This window comes from Nonomuraea wenchangensis (assembly GCF_900111685.1).
Taxonomy (GTDB): Bacteria; Actinomycetota; Actinomycetes; order Streptosporangiales; family Streptosporangiaceae; genus Nonomuraea; species Nonomuraea wenchangensis.
In genome coordinates, this window is record NZ_FOHX01000001.1 from 88,042 (window position 1) to 104,250 (window position 16,209).

Sequence of the window (16,209 nt, forward strand, 5' to 3'; positions counted from 1 at the left end):
AGCAGGCGCGGCCCGTCGTGCGGCGCGCGCCGGCTCGGACGTTCACGGCCGAGAAGCTGACCGGTAGTAGCCCTCGACCGGGACGCGGGCCTCGTCGTGGAGCGCCGGGCCCTCCAACGGCACGTCAGGCCAGCCGGCGCCGCCCGGCTTGAGCTCGCCGAGCTGCCGCTCCGAGAGGGCGTAGACGACACGCCCGAGCCCGCTGCGCTGGATCGCCCCCGTGCACATGCCGCACGGCTGGCAGCTCGTGTACATCGTGGTGGCGGCGGCGGTCGCGGGGTCGAGCTCGCGGGCCGCCCAGACGGCCAGCTTCAGCTCCGGGTGGGCGCTGATGTCGCGGCCGGTCACGGTGGTGTTGCGCTCCTCGGCGAGCACCCGTCCCCCGGCGTCGGCCAGCAGCGAGCCGAACGGCGGGTCGCCCGCCGCGCGGGCCTCGGCGGCCAGCTCGATCGCCCGTCGCAGCAGCGTTTCCTCGTCCGGTTTCATGATCGCTCCTTCGCGTCGCGGAGGTCGGTGTGGGCGGCGACGTCGGCGAGCATCCGCCATTTGGCCGCCGGGTGGAGGGTCTCGGCCGGGTCGCCGTCGAACGGGTCGAGGACGACCGTGTCGGCGCCGAGCCGGTCGAGCTCGGCGAGGTCCGCGACGACCTGCTCGATCGTGCCCTCGCCGGCGCGCCGGTCCGGCGCGGTGACGGGCGCGGCGGTGATCCGCAGGTGGATGCGCGGGGCGAAGGCGGGCACCGGCCGGTCGCCGGCGATCGTCCGCATCCGCTCCACCGCCTCGCGCAGCCACGGCAGGGTGGCGCGCAGCGGGTGCCAGGCGTCACCGAGCCGGACGGCCCGGCGGATGCCGGCGTCGCTGTTGCCGCCGATCCACAGCGGCAGCGGCCCCGCGCGGAGGTCCTCGGTGTCCTCGCGGGCGGCCCGCAGGGCCCGCAGCACCTCGTCGGTCAGCTCGCCGCGCCGCTCGAACGGCACCCCGAGCGCGGCGAACTCCTGCCGCGCCCATCCGGAGGCCACGCCGAGGACCAGCCGGCCGCCGCTCAGCCGGTTGAGGTTGGCCGCCATGCGGGCGGTCAGCAGCGGGTGCCGGTAGGGCGCGATGAGCACGGTCGTGCCGAGCCGGAGCCGGTCGGTGACGCCGGCCAGCCAGGAAAGGGTGGTGAACGGCTCGTAGAACGGCGCGGGGTACTGCGCGGCGACGTCCGGTGTCACCACGACGTGGTCGGAGACCATCAGCAGGTCGAAGCCGAGGCCCTCCACGGTCTGCGCCCACGCGCGCAGGACGCCCGGGTCGGTGCCGGGGCCGAAGTTGGGAACGTTCACGCCTAGTCGCACCGGTTCAGGCTATCCAGGCGGCTTGGCCCGGAGTAAGGGATTCCTCCCGGCATGAACGGCCATTCGCCGGGATTATCCCGGTATTTTGGCCGAATGGCCGAGAACATCGACGCGACCGACTGGGCGATCCTGGCCGAGCTGCAACGGGACGGGCGGATGCCGTTCACCGAGCTGGGCCGGCGCGTAAGACTCAGCTCCTCGGCGACCACCGAACGGGTGCGCCGGCTGGAGTCGCTGGGCGTCATCACCGGCTACCGCGCCGAGGTGGACCTGGAGAAGGCCGGGTACGCGGTGCTGGCCGTGGTGCGGCTGAAGTATCCGGGCAACCGGCACGAGCCGCTGCACCGGCTGCTCGCCGAGCGTACGGAGATCCTGGAGTGCCTGCGCACCACCGGCGACGACTGCTACACGCTGAAGGTCGCGGCGTCCTCGATGCGGCACCTGGAGCGGCTGGTGGGCGAGCTCGCCGAGCTGGGCAGCACGACCACCAGCGTCGTCTACAGTCAGCCCCTGCCCTACCGGGGGCCGCGGCCCGCTTCCTAGCCGGTGCCCCAGATGGGCCGTCCGGGGTCGGCCGGGGGCAGCTCGGCCAGGATCTCCGCAATGGTCGCCCAGTCGGCCACCTGGACGACGTCCGCCATGAGCCGCAGCCGTTCGGCGATCTCGTGGTGGGCGTCGAGCCACTCCTCCACGCCCGCCATGACCTGGCCGGTGACCGCCTCGTAGCCGCCGGCGCCGCCCTGGCCCTTGGCGAAGGTGGTGCCGAGATTGTCGTCGCCCCAGAAGGCGCCGATGGCGTTCAGCTCGCCGGCCGCGGCGCGTACGAACTCCCCCAGGGCCTGCCGTTCCAGGTCGTAGGCGTCGGCGGCGGAGCGGAGATGCTTCTTGTGGATCTCCACGCCGCGCTCAGCCTCCCGCCGGTTTGTGCGCCATGGTGAAGTAGAGCAGCATGCGGCCCAGGGTCTCCTTCCAGGTGGGCACCAGCTCCTCCCCCGACTGCCCGTTCATGGCGTCGTAGGAGGGGCCGTAGCCGAGGGAACCGCCGGCGAGGCGGCTCAGGAAATACTGCACGTCGGCGTTGCCGCTCACCTTCCTGGCCAGCGGCGCGGCGGCGTCGAACACGCCGTAGAAGGCGACCGACGCGGCGAACTCCTTCAGCGCCTGCCTGGCGTTGTCCTGCAGCGAGCCGGGGTCGTCGCCGCGCGCCGCCTTCACGCCCGCGACCACGGTCACGTCGCCGACGGCGAAGAAGGCGCTGCCGATCGTGTACTCGGTCAGCTTGGCCGCCACGATCCGCGCGACGGAGTGCTCGAGCAGCCGGGCGAGCATGCCCGCCTGGGCGCGGCGCATGAGGAACTGGGTGATCTGGTAGGCCGCCCCCGCCTGCCAGGGGAAGGTGCTGATGAAGACGAAGCTGGCGAAGTTGGCCCACGCCAGCGTCCAGTAGGCGTGCCTGGCGGTCTCGAGCGCGTCGGCGTACTCGGCGCACGCCTCGCTGTTGTCCCTGCAGCGGCGGGCGAGCCTGGCGGCGTAGCCGTCCGCGGGATCGGGCGGGTAGAGACCGGGGGTGACGGCCTCGCGGAACTCCGGGACGCCGCCGCCCTCGTTCCTGCGCCACACCGAGGCCGCGGCGCCGGACGTACGGCCGGGGCTGCGCTCGACGCGCTCGGCCAGCCGCGCCCAGACGGCGGCGGCCTGGCGGGCCTTGTCCGGGTCGCCCTCGGGGTAGTCGACCGCCAGCATCTGGAAGACGAAGCCGGCGATGCCGAGGGTGCCGGCGCCGTAGACGCCCGCGCGGCCGAGGCTGATCATCGGGACCGCCTCCGTTCGCGGCCGGGCGGCCCGCTGCCGCTCTCCGGCAGCGCGTGCTCCAGGGGCGTGCCGGCGAGGAACGGCGTGACCAGGTCGGCGGCCCGCTCCCCCGCCGCGCGTGCGGCCCGATCGGACGCCCGCAGGATCGCCTCGGCGAGCCGGTCGGAGCCGAGGCGCATGGCGCGCGGGTCGATGGAGAGCCCGGTGAGCGCGCCGTCCTGCGTCGTCTCGGCGACGACCCGGCCGTCCGCGGCCTCGCCCCGTCCCCTGACCTCGGCGAGCCGGTCGCGTAATCCTTCCAGCGCCGCGACATCGCGCTGGTGGTCCCCCAGCAGCCTGCCTAGCTCGGTGTCGTCTGGCTCCTTGAACATGATCTCCACCCTATAGTCTGGTAAGCCTGTAGGAATTACATAATTCAGGATCCCGGTACCGTGGCCGCATGGTGATCGTCGTGACCGGCGCCACCCGCGGCATCGGCCGCGGCCTCGCCGAGCAGCTCGCCGTCCGCGGCCATCAGGTCGTGACCTGCGGCACCACCGGCGGCGACGTGATCGCCGACGTGACCGACCGCGACCAGGTGCGCCGGGTCTGGGACACCGCCGTGGACCGGCACGGCCGGGTCGACATGTGGATCAACAACGCCGGCGTCACCCAGTCCCGGCTCCCGCTCTGGGAGCTGCCCGCCGACGAGGCCCGGCACGTGCTCGACGTCAACCTCGACGGCGTCGTCAACGGCTGCGCGGTGGCCGTCCGGGGCATGGCCGCCCAGGGGCACGGCCACGTGTGGAACATGGAGGGCCTCGGCAGCGACGGCCGGGTCGTGCCGGGGCTGGCCGTCTACGGCGCGAGCAAGCGGGCGGTCACCTACCTCACCAAGGCGCTGGCCAAGGAGGTCCCCCCTGGGGTCTCCGCCGGGCTGCTGAGCCCCGGCATGGTGGTCACCGACCTGCTCATGCGCGACGCCGGGCCGGCGCCGGGCCGGGCGCTCCGGCTGCTCGCCGACCGCGTGGAGACCGTGACGCCGTGGCTGGCCGAGCAGGCGGTCACGCGGGCCCGCAACGGCGCCCACGTACGCTGGCTGACCAGGCGCAAGGTCCTCGCCCGGTTCGCCCTGGCCCCGTTCACCGGCCGGGACGCGCTGTCCTGAGCCCAGGAACGGCCGAGCTCCCGCCGGCCAGGCGGCCGGCGGGAGCTCTACAGGGAAGTGCTCAGCGCAGGTTGAAGGCGCGCAGCGCGGTCTGCTTGACGCGGTTGCCGGCCGCGTCCCACGCCTCCACCTTCAGGCTGACCGCGCCCTTCGTCGCCCGGTACGCCGGGTACGTCGCCGAGGCGGTGTAACGGCCGTCCCGTCCCTTCCTGAGGTCGGCGGGCCGCCACGTGGCGCCGTCGTCGGTGCTGGTCCACAGGCGCACGCCCGCGATGGCGGGCGTCCTGCCGCCCGACGGCCCGTGGTAGGCCTCCAGCTCGAACGAGTGCCGCCGGCCGGCCGCCACCGTGTTCCGCTCCGACAGGGTGCCGCCGAGGTCGTAGCTGACGTAGACCGCCGGCACGGTGCGGCACTGCTCCACCGCCCCGTCGATCCACCAGGCGTAGCAGTTGAGCCCTGGCTGCGTCTGGTCCTTGCCGGGCGGCGCGGTGAACGTCCACTCGATGTCCTGGAGGTCGTTCTTCGCCGTCAGCCGGTAGGCGCCCTTACCCTCCGGCAGCGGGTAGCGCGGCAGCTTCATGAACGGGTCGACGGGCGTGTTCGGGATCTCCTTCCCGTCGCGGTAGAGGTGCAGGTCGTAGCGCGGCTGGATGTCGCCGAAGACGACGCCGTCGTCGCGCTGCTCCCCGACCCCGTTGACCATGGACGGCGTCACCCACAGGTTGCCGTCGTGCACGCAGATCGCGCACGGCATCCCGATGAGGTCCGTCATCGGCGGGGCGTCCCGGTCGCCGAGCCGGTACAGGTTCTCGCCCGAGGTCGCGGCGCCCGGCACGCTCGGCATGGCGAACCACTGCTGGACCGTGCTCCCGGCCTTGTCGAAGACCTGGGTGCGGAAGCGGCTCTCCTCGACGTCCTGGACCGGGTCGGGGGTGATGAGCGCGGACATACCGGCCTGGTTCACGACCTTGGGGTCGAGCGGCCAGATCCACTGCGGCCTGCGGTCGGGCGCCGGGTAGGACCAGTGCAGCGTGTTCGAGGCGGTCGAGGTGTAGGAGACGTCGTCGGGCCGCCACGCGCTGCGCCAGTTCATGTAGTTCTTGTACGGCCCCGCGTGCACGTCGAGGTCGACCCGGTGCATCTGGCGCTCGGTGACCTTGAAGCGCATCGAGTCGGGGACGCGCCCCTCCGCGTACGGCTTGAACACGTACGAGTACGGCGTGTTCGGCGTGCCCACCACGTCGATCGTGACCTGGCCGCGCCGGACCGCCTCACGGATCTTCGTGCCCTCGGCGTTCGAGACGTAGGCCACGGGGATGTCGACCGGCTTCCCCGGCCCGGTGTTCGGCTTCTGGGCGATGCCCAGCGGGATCGGGCACCTGCCGCGCTCCTCGTTGAAGGCCAGGACGCCGGCCGCGCCCGCGTCCCTGACCGCGGACGTGCGCTCGACCTGCAGGCCGCACTCGGGGCCGAACACGCCCTCGGCCAGCTCGGCGTCGATCAGGACGAGCGCGCCGCGCACGTCCTTGCCGTCGAGGTCCTCGGGACGGCCCTTGCCCGCGTCCACGACCCGCAGGCTCCTGCTCGGGAACGGCATCCAGCCCGGGTGGAGCTCCCCCCGGTCGAGGATGTGGACCCGGGAGACCGGGTGCAGGGCGACCGGCTTCGGCGTGCGCATCGTCATGCTGACCTCGGGCACGCCGAGCTCCCACTGGCCCGTGAGACGGAAGCCGCCCTTGGTGACCCGCTTGGTCGGCAGCGCCCAAGCCTTCTCCCAGGAGCCGATCGGGCGGTTGACCGGCAGCGCGCCGCCATAGACGTCGCCGCTCGGCAGGGTCCGCTGGAAGAACAGGTCGTAGCTGTTGTTGAGCGGCTGCGCGGTCTTCGGCGCGTCGAACGAGATCTCGGTGGCCTTGCGGGCGTCGAGAGTGATCTCGGTGTCGGCGGTGACGGTGAGCTCCGGGTCGAACAGCCAGGCCCGGTTCGCGCGGTCGTCGCCGTCCACCCAGTCGAGCACCTGGACCACACTGACGGTGCCGACGGGCACCCGGGTGACGACTAGGCCGGTGTCGTGGATGCTGTACGGGCCGAGCTCGCCCTTGGTGCCGTCCACGTCGACGACGCTCATGGCGGTCGGGGTGCGCGGCTTGCCGTCCCGGTCGAGGGTGCGGATGGTGAGGCTCACCTTGGGGACGTCGCGTACCGCGCCGAGCGGCGTGGTCAGCCGTACGTCGCCGTCGGCCTCGGCGGTCACGGCGCCGCTGTAGGTGCCGAGAGCGAGCCCGGACGGGTCCAGGGTGACGGTGGTGCCGGCGGTGCCGCCCGCCGGGACGGTCAGCGTGGACTCGGCGAGGCTCGGCTTCGCACCGCCGCTCATCGCCGCCTTCAGGGTGAGCGTGACGGGCTCCTTGCCCAGGTTGGCGTAGGTGACCTGGCCGGTACGCGGCTCGCCGTCACCCTCCAGCAGGCCGAAGTCGACTCCGCCGCCGGTGGTGAAGACCTGCTGGCGGGTGGCCCGCTCCAGGTCCACGCGGCCCGCGCCCTGCTCGTAGACGGTGAAGCCGTCGTCCTTCGCGGTGGACATCAGCGCGGACTTGAGCTGCTGGGCCGTCCAGTCGGGGTGCTGCTGGGCCATGATCGCCACGGCGCCGGCCACGTGCGGCGTGGCCATGGAGGTGCCGGAGGCGGCGGTGTAGTGGTCGTCCACCGGCTCGCCCATGGAGGTGCCGGCGGCTCGGGCGGCCACGATGTCCACGCCCGGCGCGGCGATGTCCGGCTTGAGCGCGCCGTCGCCGACCCGCGGCCCGCGGCTGGAGAAGCCGGCGAGCTGGTCGCTCTTGTCCACGGCGGCCACGGTCAGCGCCGCGTCGGCCGCGCCCGGGGTGCCCACCGTCTCCTTCTCGTAGGCGTTGCCCGCGGCGATCACGAAGAGGGTGCCGGTCTCGGCGGTCAGGTCGTTCACGGCCTGGCTGAGCGGGTCGGTGCCGTCGGTGGGCGGGCCGCCGAGACTCATGCTGACGGCCTTGGCGCCGCTGCGCGCGGCCCACTCCATGCCCTCGATGATCCACGACTCCAGGCCGGAGCCGCTGTTGTCGAGCACCTTGCCGACGACCAGCTTCGCGCCGGGCGCGACGCCCTTGTTCCTGCCGCCGGAGGCCGCGCCGCTGCCGGCGATGGTCGAGGCGACGTGGGTGCCGTGACCCTGGCCGTCCTGCACTTCCTGGTCGGGGACGAACGACCTGCTGTCGGAGATCTTGCCGGCCAGGTCGGGGTGGGCGAGGTCCGCGCCGGTGTCGAGGACGGCGATGGTCACGCCGGTGCCGTCGTGGCCGCGTTCCCATGCCTTGGGCGCGCCGATCTGCGGGACGCTCTTGTCGAGGTCGGCCTTGACCTTGGCGTCCAGCCAGATCTTGGCGATGCCGCCGCGCAGGCTCTTCGCGGTGCTCTGCTGGGCGCGTACGGCCTCCCAGAACGTGCCCGCCTCGCCCTTGGTGACGTCGAGGGCGGCGGCGTGGATGCTCTCCAGCGTACGGGTGGGCTCACCGGCGGGGATGGCCGCGGCGGAGCGCTTGACCTCGGCCTCGGGCTGCCCGCCCGGATACTGGACGATGACCGGCAGGCGCTTGGTCACGTCGTCGGCGTAGCCGTTCTCGACCAGGTACTTCACGTCGAACAGCCGCTTGTCCAGCAGACCCGACTGGACGGCGGGGACGGCGTCGTCCGGCAGCACGTAGACGCCGTCCGGGGTGAACTGGGTGAACAGGTTGATCCGGCCGCCGCCCTGGCGGGTGCCGGGGGCGGGCTCCACGCGGTACTTCCCGGGGACGGTCTGGGTGAGCTGGACCTTGTCACCGGTGATCAGCGTGACGACCAGGCGGCGGGCGCGCACGCCGGTCAGGGGGACGGTCTGCGCCTCGTTCTGTGCGCCCTGGGCGGCGGTGGGGGTGGGGGCCGGGGTGGTCACAGCGGCGGGCGCGGGGGTCGCGGGCGACAGGACCGTCAGCACGGTGACGGCGGTCAGCAGCGCGCCTGCGCGGCGCGCTAACGGGGGGCGGGGCAGCGCCATGGGCGGCCTTTCTGAGGGGGGCTTTGCCTTGCGGGACGATCACCGGCGGACGTGGCCCGCCGGGTGGCGGTTCAGACGGGCTCGAAGCCTTCGGGCAGCGCCGGCGGCACGGGGTCCGCGGGGGCCGGGTCCGCTGGGGGTGGGTGCGCTGAGGGCGGGTGCGCTGGGGGTGGGTCGTCGGGGCCGGGTTCGCCGCCGGGGTCCGGCCGGCCGGGCTCCGGCTCTGGTGGGGTTTCGGACACGGGGAAAGTGTCGCGGCGGCGGCGCGGAATGGGGAATGGGGTGCCCCATGGGGAAAAATCCCCATTCGCGAAGCAAAGAGGGGCCGACCGGCCCCGCTGGGGATGCTCTCGCGGCCGGTCAGTCGGCCGGTCAGTCGGCCGGTCAGTCGGGCGGTCAGTCGGCGGGTCAGTCGGCGGGGAGGAGGCGGGCGAGCTCCGTACGTGACCGGGCGCCGACCTTGCGCATCGCCGCGCTCACATGCTTGTCCACCGTCTTCGGCGACAGGAACAGCTCCCTGGCGATCTCCTGATTGGTCAGCCCCTCCGCCGCCAGCCGGGCCACCTGCTCCTGGCGGGCCGACAGCACGTGGTCGTCCCCGCCGCGCGCGGGCGCGGCCGGCGACGGGCGGAGCCCCCACCGGCGGCCCAGCCCGGCCGCGCGGTCCAGGTCCCAGCGGGCGCCGAGCTCCCCGTAGAGGGTGACGGCCCGGCCGAGCCGGGTGGCGGCGGCGGGGTCGTCCAGGGTGAACAGGCAGGCGGCGGCCTGCTCGTGCGCCTGCGCGGCCTCGTACCTGGCGGGGACCGCCTCGAAGGCGTCCGCCGCCGCGGCGAACTCGGCGGCGGCCTCCGCCCACCGCTCGCCGGTGGCGGCGAGCAGGCCGCGGGCGTACGCGAGGGACGGCCCGGCCAGCGGGGCGTCGAGCCCGTCGAGGTGGGCGGCCCACCTGGCGACCGTGTCCGCGGCGTCCCCGGCCCGGCCCGCCGCGAGCAGCGCCTGGGTGAGCGCGGGCAGCGTGCGGACGGCCACGGGCCACAGGCGCGCCGCCTCCCAGCGGACGGCCACCTCGGCCGCCACGGCGAGCGCCGCCTCCTGCTCGCCCCGGAGCGCGGCCAGGCGCAGCAGCACGGCCAGGGGCAGGACGAGATCGTCGAACTGCCCCCGCGTCTGTGCCGTGGCGACCGCCTCGAACAGGAACGGCGGCGCCGCCTCCGGCCGCCCCTGAACCGCGGCCAGGCAGGCGCCCACCCCGTCCATGATGATCCGCTCGTGCGGCTCGTCGCCGAAGTACTCGCGCAGCTCCTCCAGCCGCGCCGCGAGGCCGTCCCACGAGCCTTCGAGGTAGTCGGCCACGGCGATGACCACCAGGGACCGCAGTTCGAGCCGTCCCCGCAGGTCGGGTTCCGCGCCGTCCTCGATCGCGGCCGTCACCAGGCGGCGGCCCGCGCGGTGGTGGCCGGCGAACAGGCCGGCCCCGCCGATGGAGCGGTAGGCGTTGACCTCGCGGCGCAGCAGCCTGCGTCCGCCGGTCTCGCGCAGCAGGTCCTCGGCCAGCCCGGCCCAGCGGGGGTCGCCGATCACCACGAAGATCATCGCGATCTTGCCGAGCACCAGCATCCGCATGGCGGGGTCGTCCACGGCGGGCAGCGTCGCGAGCGCCCGCTCCAGCCAGGACATGGCCTCGTCCTGCGGCACGGGGCTCGGCGGGCGGCCCACGCCGGCCATGGCCCAGGCGGCGAGGCCGGGCCGGCCGGGCTCCCCCGGGCGGCCGGTCAGGTCCTCGGCGGCGGCGGCGAAGGCCTCGCCGATGCGGGCCTCGTCGGTCCGCGTACGTTCCAGGTGCAGCGCGAGCAGCAGGCGGAGCGTGCCGCGGATCGGGCGGGGCACGTCCTGCTCCAGCGCGGCGGCGATGAGATCGGCGACGGGCGGCGGGCGCAGCAGCTCCAGTGCGGCCCAGCCGAGCCGGACCGTCAGCTCCGCCCGCCGCGCCGCCGGCGGGTCGGTCTCGCGCAGCACGTCCGCCAGCAACCGCGCGGCCTCGGCGTCGTCGCCCAGCCTGGAGGCCTGCTCGGCCGCCTCGACGGCGGTCTCGGCCCACTGCTCCGTACGTCCGGCGTGCCGCAGGTGGTGCGCCAGCCGTCCCAGGGGCACCGGCCGCAGCCCGCGTACGGCGTCGGCGGCCTCGGCGTGCAGCGCCCGGCGGCGGCCTGCCGGGATCGCCTCGTAGACCGCCTGCGCCGCCAGCACGTGCCGGAACCCGACCAGGCCGCCGGCGTCCGTGAGCAGCCCGGAGCCGAGCACCTCGTCGATCGCCCCGGCCTCGCCGGGGGCCAGCAGGCCGATGGGCACCGCCGTCTGCAGCACGGCGACCCGTTCGGCCACCTCCTTGGCCCCGGCGGACAGCTGGGCGACGCGCTCCTGCACCGAGGCGCGTACGCCGCTCGGCACGTCCAGCTCCTCCAGGGCGCGGCGCGCCCAGCCGCCCTCCCACCTGATGAGCGTGCCGCGGGTGCGCAGCAGGGCCAGCAGCTCCTGGACGGCGAGCGGCAGCCCGGACGCCCGCGCGCACAGGTGCTCGGCGAACTCGGCCGTCACCTCCTCCGCACCGAGGATGGCCGAGGCCATGACCCGGGTCTGGGCGGCGTCGAGCGGCGGCAGCACCAGGTGCTCGCGCCGGATCGCGTCGGGGAGGCGGGCGGTGATCCCGCGGACCGCGGCCGACGCCTCCTCCCGGTAGGTCAGGACCACCCGGAGCGTGCCGGGCGGTGTCCCCGGCAGCACGGACATCAGGTAGGTCAGGAACTCGACCGTCTGCCCGTCCGCCCAGTGCAGGTCCTCCACGACCAGGACGGCCGGGCCGAGCGCGGTCAGCACCTCGGCGAGCCCGCGGAAGACCCGGTGCCGTTCGGCCGCCCGGTCGTCCAGCGGGGGCGGCGCGGGCGGCAGGACCGTGGCGAGCTCGGGCAGCAGCTCGCGCAGAGCTCCGGCGACCGGCGACAGGGCGGACTCCCCGAGATCGGCGGCCCGGCCGCGGAGCGCCTCCACCAGCGCTCCCAGCGGGAACGGCTCCCTGATCTGCAGGCAGGCGCCGCGCAGCACCCGCAGGCCGGTCACGGCGGGGCCGGTCAGCAGCTCGGCGACGAGCCTGGACTTGCCGATCCCCGCCTCGCCCTCGACCACGGCCACGGCGGGGACGGGAGAGGTGACGGAGATCAGCTCGACGAGCCGGGCGAGCTCCTTCTCCCGCCCCACGAGTATCGGGGAGACCATCCGCCCAGCTTGCATCCGATCATTCAACTGCACCCCGAGTCATCGGGCAATGTCATCTCTTGTACTGGTCGTCCGGGTAAAGTCGCGCATGTGACGATCAGCAGCTCCTTGTGGTCATTCGCGCTCGTCGTCGGGTTGCTCACCCTCACTCCGGGGCTCGACACCGCCCTGATCCTGCGGACCGCGGCACTCGGGCGCCGCCAGGGCGCGTGGGGCGTGGTCCTGGGGATCCAGGCGGGCACGCTGGCGTGGGGCGCGCTCACCTCGCTCGGCGTGACGGCCGTGCTCACCGCCTCCCACCTCGCGTACGAGGTGCTGCGGTGGGCGGGGGCGGCGTACCTGGTGTGGATGGGCGCGCGGATGCTGATCGGAACCTTCCGGCGGGAGACCGCCCCCATGCCGGAGGACAGCGTGCTGGAGGACAGAGTGCTGGAGGACACCGTGGCGCGCGGCTTCCGGCAGGGCCTCACGACGAACCTGCTCAACCCGAAGGTCGGCGCGTTCTACGTCGCCGTGCTGCCGCAGTTCATCCCGGCGGGGGCCGCCCCTCTGGCGATGGGGGTGCTGCTCGCCTCGGTCCACGTCGCGCTCGGGCTGATCTGGTCGGCCGTGCTGGTCGCCTTCGCCCGCGTCCTGCGCGAACGGTTGAGGACGGCCCGCGCGAGACGGCTGCTGGACCGCGTCACCGGCACGGTGATCGCGGCCTTCGGCGTCCGGCTCGCGCTCGGCGACTGAGCCGCCCTGGTCACCCTGGGCGCCTACCAGCCGATCTCGTCGCAGCCGGTGTGGTCGTGCGGCTCCACCTGGAGGGTGGCGTGGGCGACGCCGTGACGCAGGCGGAGCAGGTCACGGGCCTGGTCGAGCACCGCGTGGTGGTCGTCCTGGTCGGCCGTGACGAGGTGGGCGGTGGCGACGTTCATGCCAGAGGTGAGCGTCCACAGGTGCAGGTCGTGGACGTCGCGTACGCCCTCGATGGCCGCGAGGTCGGCGGCGACGGCGGCGGCGTCGAGCCCTTCGGGCACGTGCTGCCCGAGCACGGCGAAGACCTCCCGGCCGAGCGAGACGGCCCGTACGGCGACGAACACCCCGATGGCCAGGGCGATCAGCGTGTCCCAGAACACCTGGCCGGTCGCGGCGATGAGCCAGCCCGCGACGATGACGCCGACCGAGCCGGCGGTGTCGGCGACGACCTCCAGGTAGGCGCCCTTGACGTTGAGGCTCTCGCGCGCGCCGGCGCGCAGCAGGACCAGCGCGACCAGGTTGACCGCCAGGCCGATCGCGCCGACGACGAGCATCGGCCCGGCGGAGACCTCGGCCGGACCGCCGATGCGGCCGATCGCCTCGGCGACCACGTAGACGGCGACGCCCAGCATGAGCACCACGGCCAGCAGGGAGGCGAACACCTCGGCCCGGTAGGAGCCGTAGCTGCGCCGGCCGGTGGTGTCGGGGCGGGTGGCGATTCGCGTGGCGAGCAGCGCCGCGCCGAGTGTGACCACGTCGGCGGCCATGTGCCCGGCGTCCGACATGAGGGCCAGCGAGCCGGAGAGCAGCCCGTAGATCAGCTCGACCACGAAGAAGCAGCCGATCAGGACGAACGCGAGCGCCAGCCGCCAGCGGTGCCGCCCGGCGGCATGCCCGTGCCCGTGTCCCGCGCCCATCACCGGTCTCCGGCGCGTTCCGGGTGGATGGCCTCGGTGTGCTCGGTGTGGGCGAGCGCGAGGTCGAGCAGCATCCGTACGTGGGGGTCGGCCAGCCGGTAGTAGGCCATCCGGCCCGCCCGGCGGGCGGCGACGATGCGGTGCGCGCGCAGCAGCCGCAGGGCGTGGGAGACGGCGGACTCGCTCTGGCCGGTGACGGCGGCGAGGTCGCACACGCACAGCTCGCCCTCCAGGAGCGCGACGAGCAGCTTCAGCCGGTTCGTGTCCGACAGCAGGCCGAAGACGTCGGCCGTGTCGGCGAGGTCGTCGCCGGGCGGCATCCGCTCGCGCACCGCGGCGACCCGGTCGGCGTCCACGACCTTGAGCGCGCAGCCGTCCACCGCGGTCACGCTCACATCTGAAGACTTGTTCATATGTCTATTGTGTCGCTGCGGCAGACGTTGTCAACAGACCCCAAAGGGGGTCAACTTTCGTTTGACGGAACGATGGTCTAATGTTCGGAACGTGTCGCGAGCAACCCCTGACGATCCCGCCGCCGAGACCCGGCTCGTCGGGGCCGACCGCGTTCTCGCGGTGCTCGCCGAGCTGGCCCGCCACCCCGACGGCATCGGGCTGGAGGAGATGGCGCGGGCCGTGGCGAGCCCGAAGCCGACCGTGCACCGCGCGCTGGCGGCGCTGCGCAGGGCCGGGTTCGCCGCGCAGCACGGCCACGGCCGCTACGTGCTGGGCGACGAGTTCCTGCGGATGGCCTTCGCGCACCACGAGGAGCGGCCCGACCACGTCCGCGTCACGCCGATGCTCAAGGCGCTCTGCGACCGGCACGGCGAGACCGTGCACTACGCGGTCCTGGACGGGGCCTCGGTGGTCTACCGGTCCAAGCTGGACCCCCCGATGGGGGCGGTGCGGCTGACGTCCGTCGTGGGCGGGCGCAACCCGGCGCACTGCACCGCAGTCGGCAAGGTGCTGCTGGCCCACGCCCTGCCCGACGAGGACGCGGTCCGCGCCTGGGTGGGCGGCCGGACGCTCGAACGCCGCACCGAGCGCTCGATCGGCACGGCCGGCGAGCTGCACGCCGAGCTGGCCCGCGTCCGCGAGCGGGGCTACGCCTGCGACGACCAGGAGAACGAGCCGGGCGTCAACTGCGTCGCGGTCCCCGCCTACCTGACCTCGCCCACCTCCCCCAGCGGCGCGATCAGCGTCAGCGGCCTGGCCTACCGCACCCCGCTGCGCGCCCTGATCGACGACCTGCCCGCCATCCGCGCCATCGTCTCCGGAGAGGACCCTTCGTGATCATCACCGCCGTCCCGGCCTCGCCCGAGGTCCACGCCCTCGGCGAGGGCCCGGTCTGGGACGCCGACCGCCGGCGCCTGCTGTGGGTGGACATCGTCGCCGGCGCCGTGCACGAGGGCACGCTCGACGGCGGCACGATCACCCCTGCCCGCCGGCACGACTTCGGCTCGACTGTGGGCGCGGTGGCCGTCGCCGCCGGCGGCGACCTCATCGTGGCCGAGCGGCACACCCTCACCCGCCTCGCCCCCGACGGCTCCCGCGCCGGGCTGGCCCGGGTGCTGCCCGAGGAGAGGCTCAGCCGGCTCAACGACGGCGCGGTGGACCCGGCCGGCCGGTTCCTGGTCGGCAGCCTGGCCCAGGACGGCCGCGAGGGCGAGGAGGTGCTGGCCCGCCTGGACGGCGCCGGCGTCACCTACCTCGACACCGACCTGGTGCTGCGACGGCCTGCCCGACGGCATGTGCGCCGACGCCGACGGCAACCTGTGGATCGCCATCTGGGGCCGCGGCCGGGTCGAGTGCCGCACCACGGACGGCGAGCTGCTGGCCGTCGTGGAGACCGGCGCCACGCACACCTCCTGCCCGGTCTTCGCCGGGCCGGAGCTCGACACCCTCGTCATCACCAGCGCCACCCAGGACCTGGCCGAGCCAGGCCCGCTCGACGGCCGCCTGTTCACCGCGAAGGTCGGCGTCCGCGGCCTGCCCACGCCCTACTGGAACCTCTCCTTCTGAAAGAGATATCCGTGCAGCTCATGCGCATCGGCGCTCCCGGCGCCGAGAAGCCCGTCGTCCGCATCGACGAGACGCACTACGTCGACGTCTCCGACCTCACCCCCGACTTCGACGAGAAGTTCTTCGCCGCGGGCGGCAACGCGCTGCTCGCCGACCGGGTCGCCACCGGCGAGCGGCGCGCGTTCGCCGGCGAGCGGATCGGCGCGCCGATCGCCCGCCCGCACCAGATCCTGTGCATCGGGCTCAACTACAGCGACCACGCCGCCGAGACCGGCCAGGCCGTGCCGGCCGAGCCGATCCTGTTCACCAAGTCGCCCAACACGCTGGTCGGCCCGAACGACGACGTACGCATCCCGCGCGGCTCCACCAAGACCGACTGGGAGGTGGAGCTGGGCATCGTCATCGGCAGGCGCACCTCCTACCTCGACTCGGCCGAGGAGGCGAAGGACGTGATCGCCGGCTACTGCGTGGTCAACGACGTCAGCGAGCGGGCGTTCCAGATGGAACGCGGCGGGCAGTGGAGCAAGGGCAAGTCCGCCGAGACCTTCAACCCGGCCGGCCCGTGGCTGGTCACCCCCGACGAGATCGCCGACGTCAGGAACCTCGGCATGTGGCTCGACGTCAACGGGGTGCGCCGGCAGACCGGCACCACCAAGACCATGATCTTCGACCCGTACGTCATCGTGCACCACCTGAGCCAGTTCATGGTGCTGGAGCCGGGCGACCTGATCAACACCGGCACCCCGCCGGGCGTCGGCATGGGCCACGACCCGCAGATCTGGCTCCAGCCCGGCGACGTGATGGAGCTCGGCATCGAAGGACTCGGCAGCCAGCGCCAGAACGTCGTCGGGCCGCGCTAGCGCGCCCGGCCCCGCACATCAGCACGTCCCCAGTGAAGAG

At 73.9% G+C, this 16,209-nt stretch carries 15 protein-coding genes and 1 pseudogene; 7 read left to right on the top strand and 9 right to left on the bottom strand.

Annotated features, from left to right (window positions below; all coding sequences use genetic code 11):
* Positions 1 to 42 precede the first annotated feature (42 nt).
* Together BMW85_RS00435 and BMW85_RS00440 are read right to left on the bottom strand one after the other, a co-directional pair.
* Positions 43 to 486: a nucleoside deaminase gene (locus BMW85_RS00435; RefSeq protein ID WP_091075386.1), complete on the bottom strand. Its 444-nt coding sequence runs from the start codon at positions 484 to 486 to the stop codon at positions 43 to 45.
* Positions 483 to 1,337 carry a TIGR03619 family F420-dependent LLM class oxidoreductase gene (locus tag BMW85_RS00440; protein WP_091075387.1) on the bottom strand — a complete coding sequence of 285 codons (855 nt, stop codon included), beginning with the start codon at positions 1,335 to 1,337 and terminating at the stop codon, positions 483 to 485. Before BMW85_RS00440 ends, BMW85_RS00435 begins: the two co-directional genes overlap by 4 nt.
* Before the next feature lie 93 nt (positions 1,338 to 1,430).
* On the opposite strand from BMW85_RS00440, the gene BMW85_RS00445 reads away from it, so the two are divergent.
* The gene (locus BMW85_RS00445; RefSeq protein ID WP_091075389.1) at positions 1,431 to 1,880 is read left to right on the top strand and encodes an Lrp/AsnC family transcriptional regulator; all 450 of its coding nucleotides are present in this window, start codon (positions 1,431 to 1,433) and stop codon (positions 1,878 to 1,880) included.
* Here the strand turns inward: BMW85_RS00445 and BMW85_RS00450 are convergent.
* From BMW85_RS00450 to BMW85_RS00460, 3 genes are read right to left on the bottom strand one after another with little or no spacing between them, the layout of a single operon-like run.
* A complete protein-coding gene (locus BMW85_RS00450) occupies positions 1,877 to 2,236 on the bottom strand; it encodes a hypothetical protein (protein WP_091075391.1) in 360 nt (119 codons plus the stop codon). The genes BMW85_RS00445 and BMW85_RS00450 overlap by 4 nt on opposite strands.
* A gap of 7 nt (positions 2,237 to 2,243) precedes the next feature.
* On the bottom strand, positions 2,244 to 3,149 hold the full coding sequence (locus tag BMW85_RS00455) for a WXG100-like domain-containing protein (RefSeq protein ID WP_091075393.1): 906 nt from the start codon (positions 3,147 to 3,149) through the stop codon (positions 2,244 to 2,246).
* Positions 3,146 to 3,520 carry a YbaB/EbfC family nucleoid-associated protein gene (locus BMW85_RS00460; protein ID WP_091077033.1) on the bottom strand — a complete coding sequence of 125 codons (375 nt, stop codon included), beginning with the start codon at positions 3,518 to 3,520 and terminating at the stop codon, positions 3,146 to 3,148. Before BMW85_RS00460 ends, BMW85_RS00455 begins: the two co-directional genes overlap by 4 nt.
* Before the next feature lie 68 nt (positions 3,521 to 3,588).
* Here BMW85_RS00460 and BMW85_RS00465 point away from each other — a divergent pair, with 68 nt between their 5' ends.
* Positions 3,589 to 4,296 carry an SDR family oxidoreductase gene (locus tag BMW85_RS00465; RefSeq protein ID WP_091075394.1) on the top strand — a complete coding sequence of 236 codons (708 nt, stop codon included), beginning with the start codon at positions 3,589 to 3,591 and terminating at the stop codon, positions 4,294 to 4,296.
* A 61-nt stretch (positions 4,297 to 4,357) separates the two neighbouring features.
* Here the strand turns inward: BMW85_RS00465 and BMW85_RS00470 are convergent, their stop codons facing one another.
* Positions 4,358 to 8,362 carry a S8 family serine peptidase gene (locus tag BMW85_RS00470; RefSeq protein WP_091075395.1) on the bottom strand — a complete coding sequence of 1,335 codons (4,005 nt, stop codon included), beginning with the start codon at positions 8,360 to 8,362 and terminating at the stop codon, positions 4,358 to 4,360.
* 408 nt (positions 8,363 to 8,770) lie between these two features.
* Positions 8,771 to 11,632: a helix-turn-helix transcriptional regulator gene (locus BMW85_RS00475; RefSeq protein WP_245774525.1), complete on the bottom strand. Its 2,862-nt coding sequence runs from the start codon at positions 11,630 to 11,632 to the stop codon at positions 8,771 to 8,773.
* A gap of 90 nt (positions 11,633 to 11,722) precedes the next feature.
* Between BMW85_RS00475 and BMW85_RS00480 the strand changes: the two genes are divergently transcribed.
* The gene (locus BMW85_RS00480) at positions 11,723 to 12,367 is read left to right on the top strand and encodes a LysE family translocator (protein WP_091075398.1); all 645 of its coding nucleotides are present in this window, start codon (positions 11,723 to 11,725) and stop codon (positions 12,365 to 12,367) included.
* Positions 12,368 to 12,390: 23 nt separating this feature from the next.
* Here BMW85_RS00480 and BMW85_RS00485 read toward each other — a convergent pair whose 3' ends face one another.
* Entirely contained in the window at positions 12,391 to 13,290 is a 900-nt protein-coding gene (locus tag BMW85_RS00485; RefSeq protein ID WP_091075401.1) for a cation diffusion facilitator family transporter, read from the bottom strand.
* Positions 13,290 to 13,703 carry an ArsR/SmtB family transcription factor gene (locus tag BMW85_RS00490; RefSeq protein WP_091075403.1) on the bottom strand — a complete coding sequence of 138 codons (414 nt, stop codon included), beginning with the start codon at positions 13,701 to 13,703 and terminating at the stop codon, positions 13,290 to 13,292. Before BMW85_RS00490 ends, BMW85_RS00485 begins: the two co-directional genes overlap by 1 nt.
* A 91-nt stretch (positions 13,704 to 13,794) precedes the next feature.
* Between BMW85_RS00490 and BMW85_RS00495 the strand changes: the two genes are divergently transcribed.
* From BMW85_RS00495 to BMW85_RS50700, 4 genes and pseudogenes are all read left to right on the top strand, one after another.
* Entirely contained in the window at positions 13,795 to 14,580 is a 786-nt protein-coding gene (locus tag BMW85_RS00495) for an IclR family transcriptional regulator (protein WP_091075405.1), read from the top strand.
* A gap of 86 nt (positions 14,581 to 14,666) precedes the next feature.
* Positions 14,667 to 14,927: pseudogene (locus BMW85_RS52425) on the top strand (SMP-30/gluconolactonase/LRE family protein); the annotation flags it as partial.
* 109 nt (positions 14,928 to 15,036) lie between these two features.
* A complete protein-coding gene (locus BMW85_RS50695; protein WP_245774527.1) occupies positions 15,037 to 15,309 on the top strand; it encodes an SMP-30/gluconolactonase/LRE family protein in 273 nt (90 codons plus the stop codon).
* Positions 15,310 to 15,329: 20 nt separating this feature from the next.
* A complete protein-coding gene (locus tag BMW85_RS50700; RefSeq protein WP_425434312.1) occupies positions 15,330 to 16,169 on the top strand; it encodes a fumarylacetoacetate hydrolase family protein in 840 nt (279 codons plus the stop codon).
* The last annotated feature ends 40 nt before the right edge of the window (positions 16,170 to 16,209 follow it).

What these genes read in the sequence shown, in the direction of transcription:
- BMW85_RS00435 (WP_091075386.1), bottom strand. Translation starts at nt 486, where the DNA reads ATGAAACCGGACGAGGAAACGCTGCTGCGACGGGCGATCGAGCTGGCC.
- BMW85_RS00445 (WP_091075389.1), top strand. Translation starts at nt 1,431, where the DNA reads ATGGCCGAGAACATCGACGCGACCGACTGGGCGATCCTGGCCGAGCTG.
- BMW85_RS00455 (WP_091075393.1), bottom strand. Translation starts at nt 3,149, where the DNA reads ATGATCAGCCTCGGCCGCGCGGGCGTCTACGGCGCCGGCACCCTCGGC.
- BMW85_RS00460 (WP_091077033.1), bottom strand. Translation starts at nt 3,520, where the DNA reads ATGTTCAAGGAGCCAGACGACACCGAGCTAGGCAGGCTGCTGGGGGAC.
- BMW85_RS00465 (WP_091075394.1), top strand. Translation starts at nt 3,589, where the DNA reads ATGGTGATCGTCGTGACCGGCGCCACCCGCGGCATCGGCCGCGGCCTC.
- BMW85_RS00470 (WP_091075395.1), bottom strand. Translation starts at nt 8,362, where the DNA reads ATGGCGCTGCCCCGCCCCCCGTTAGCGCGCCGCGCAGGCGCGCTGCTG.
- BMW85_RS00475 (WP_245774525.1), bottom strand. Translation starts at nt 11,632, where the DNA reads ATGGTCTCCCCGATACTCGTGGGGCGGGAGAAGGAGCTCGCCCGGCTC.
- BMW85_RS00485 (WP_091075401.1), bottom strand. Translation starts at nt 13,290, where the DNA reads ATGGGCGCGGGACACGGGCACGGGCATGCCGCCGGGCGGCACCGCTGG.
- BMW85_RS00490 (WP_091075403.1), bottom strand. Translation starts at nt 13,703, where the DNA reads ATGAACAAGTCTTCAGATGTGAGCGTGACCGCGGTGGACGGCTGCGCG.
- BMW85_RS50695 (WP_245774527.1), top strand. Translation starts at nt 15,037, where the DNA reads ATGTGCGCCGACGCCGACGGCAACCTGTGGATCGCCATCTGGGGCCGC.
- BMW85_RS50700 (WP_425434312.1), top strand. Translation starts at nt 15,330, where the DNA reads ATGCGCATCGGCGCTCCCGGCGCCGAGAAGCCCGTCGTCCGCATCGAC.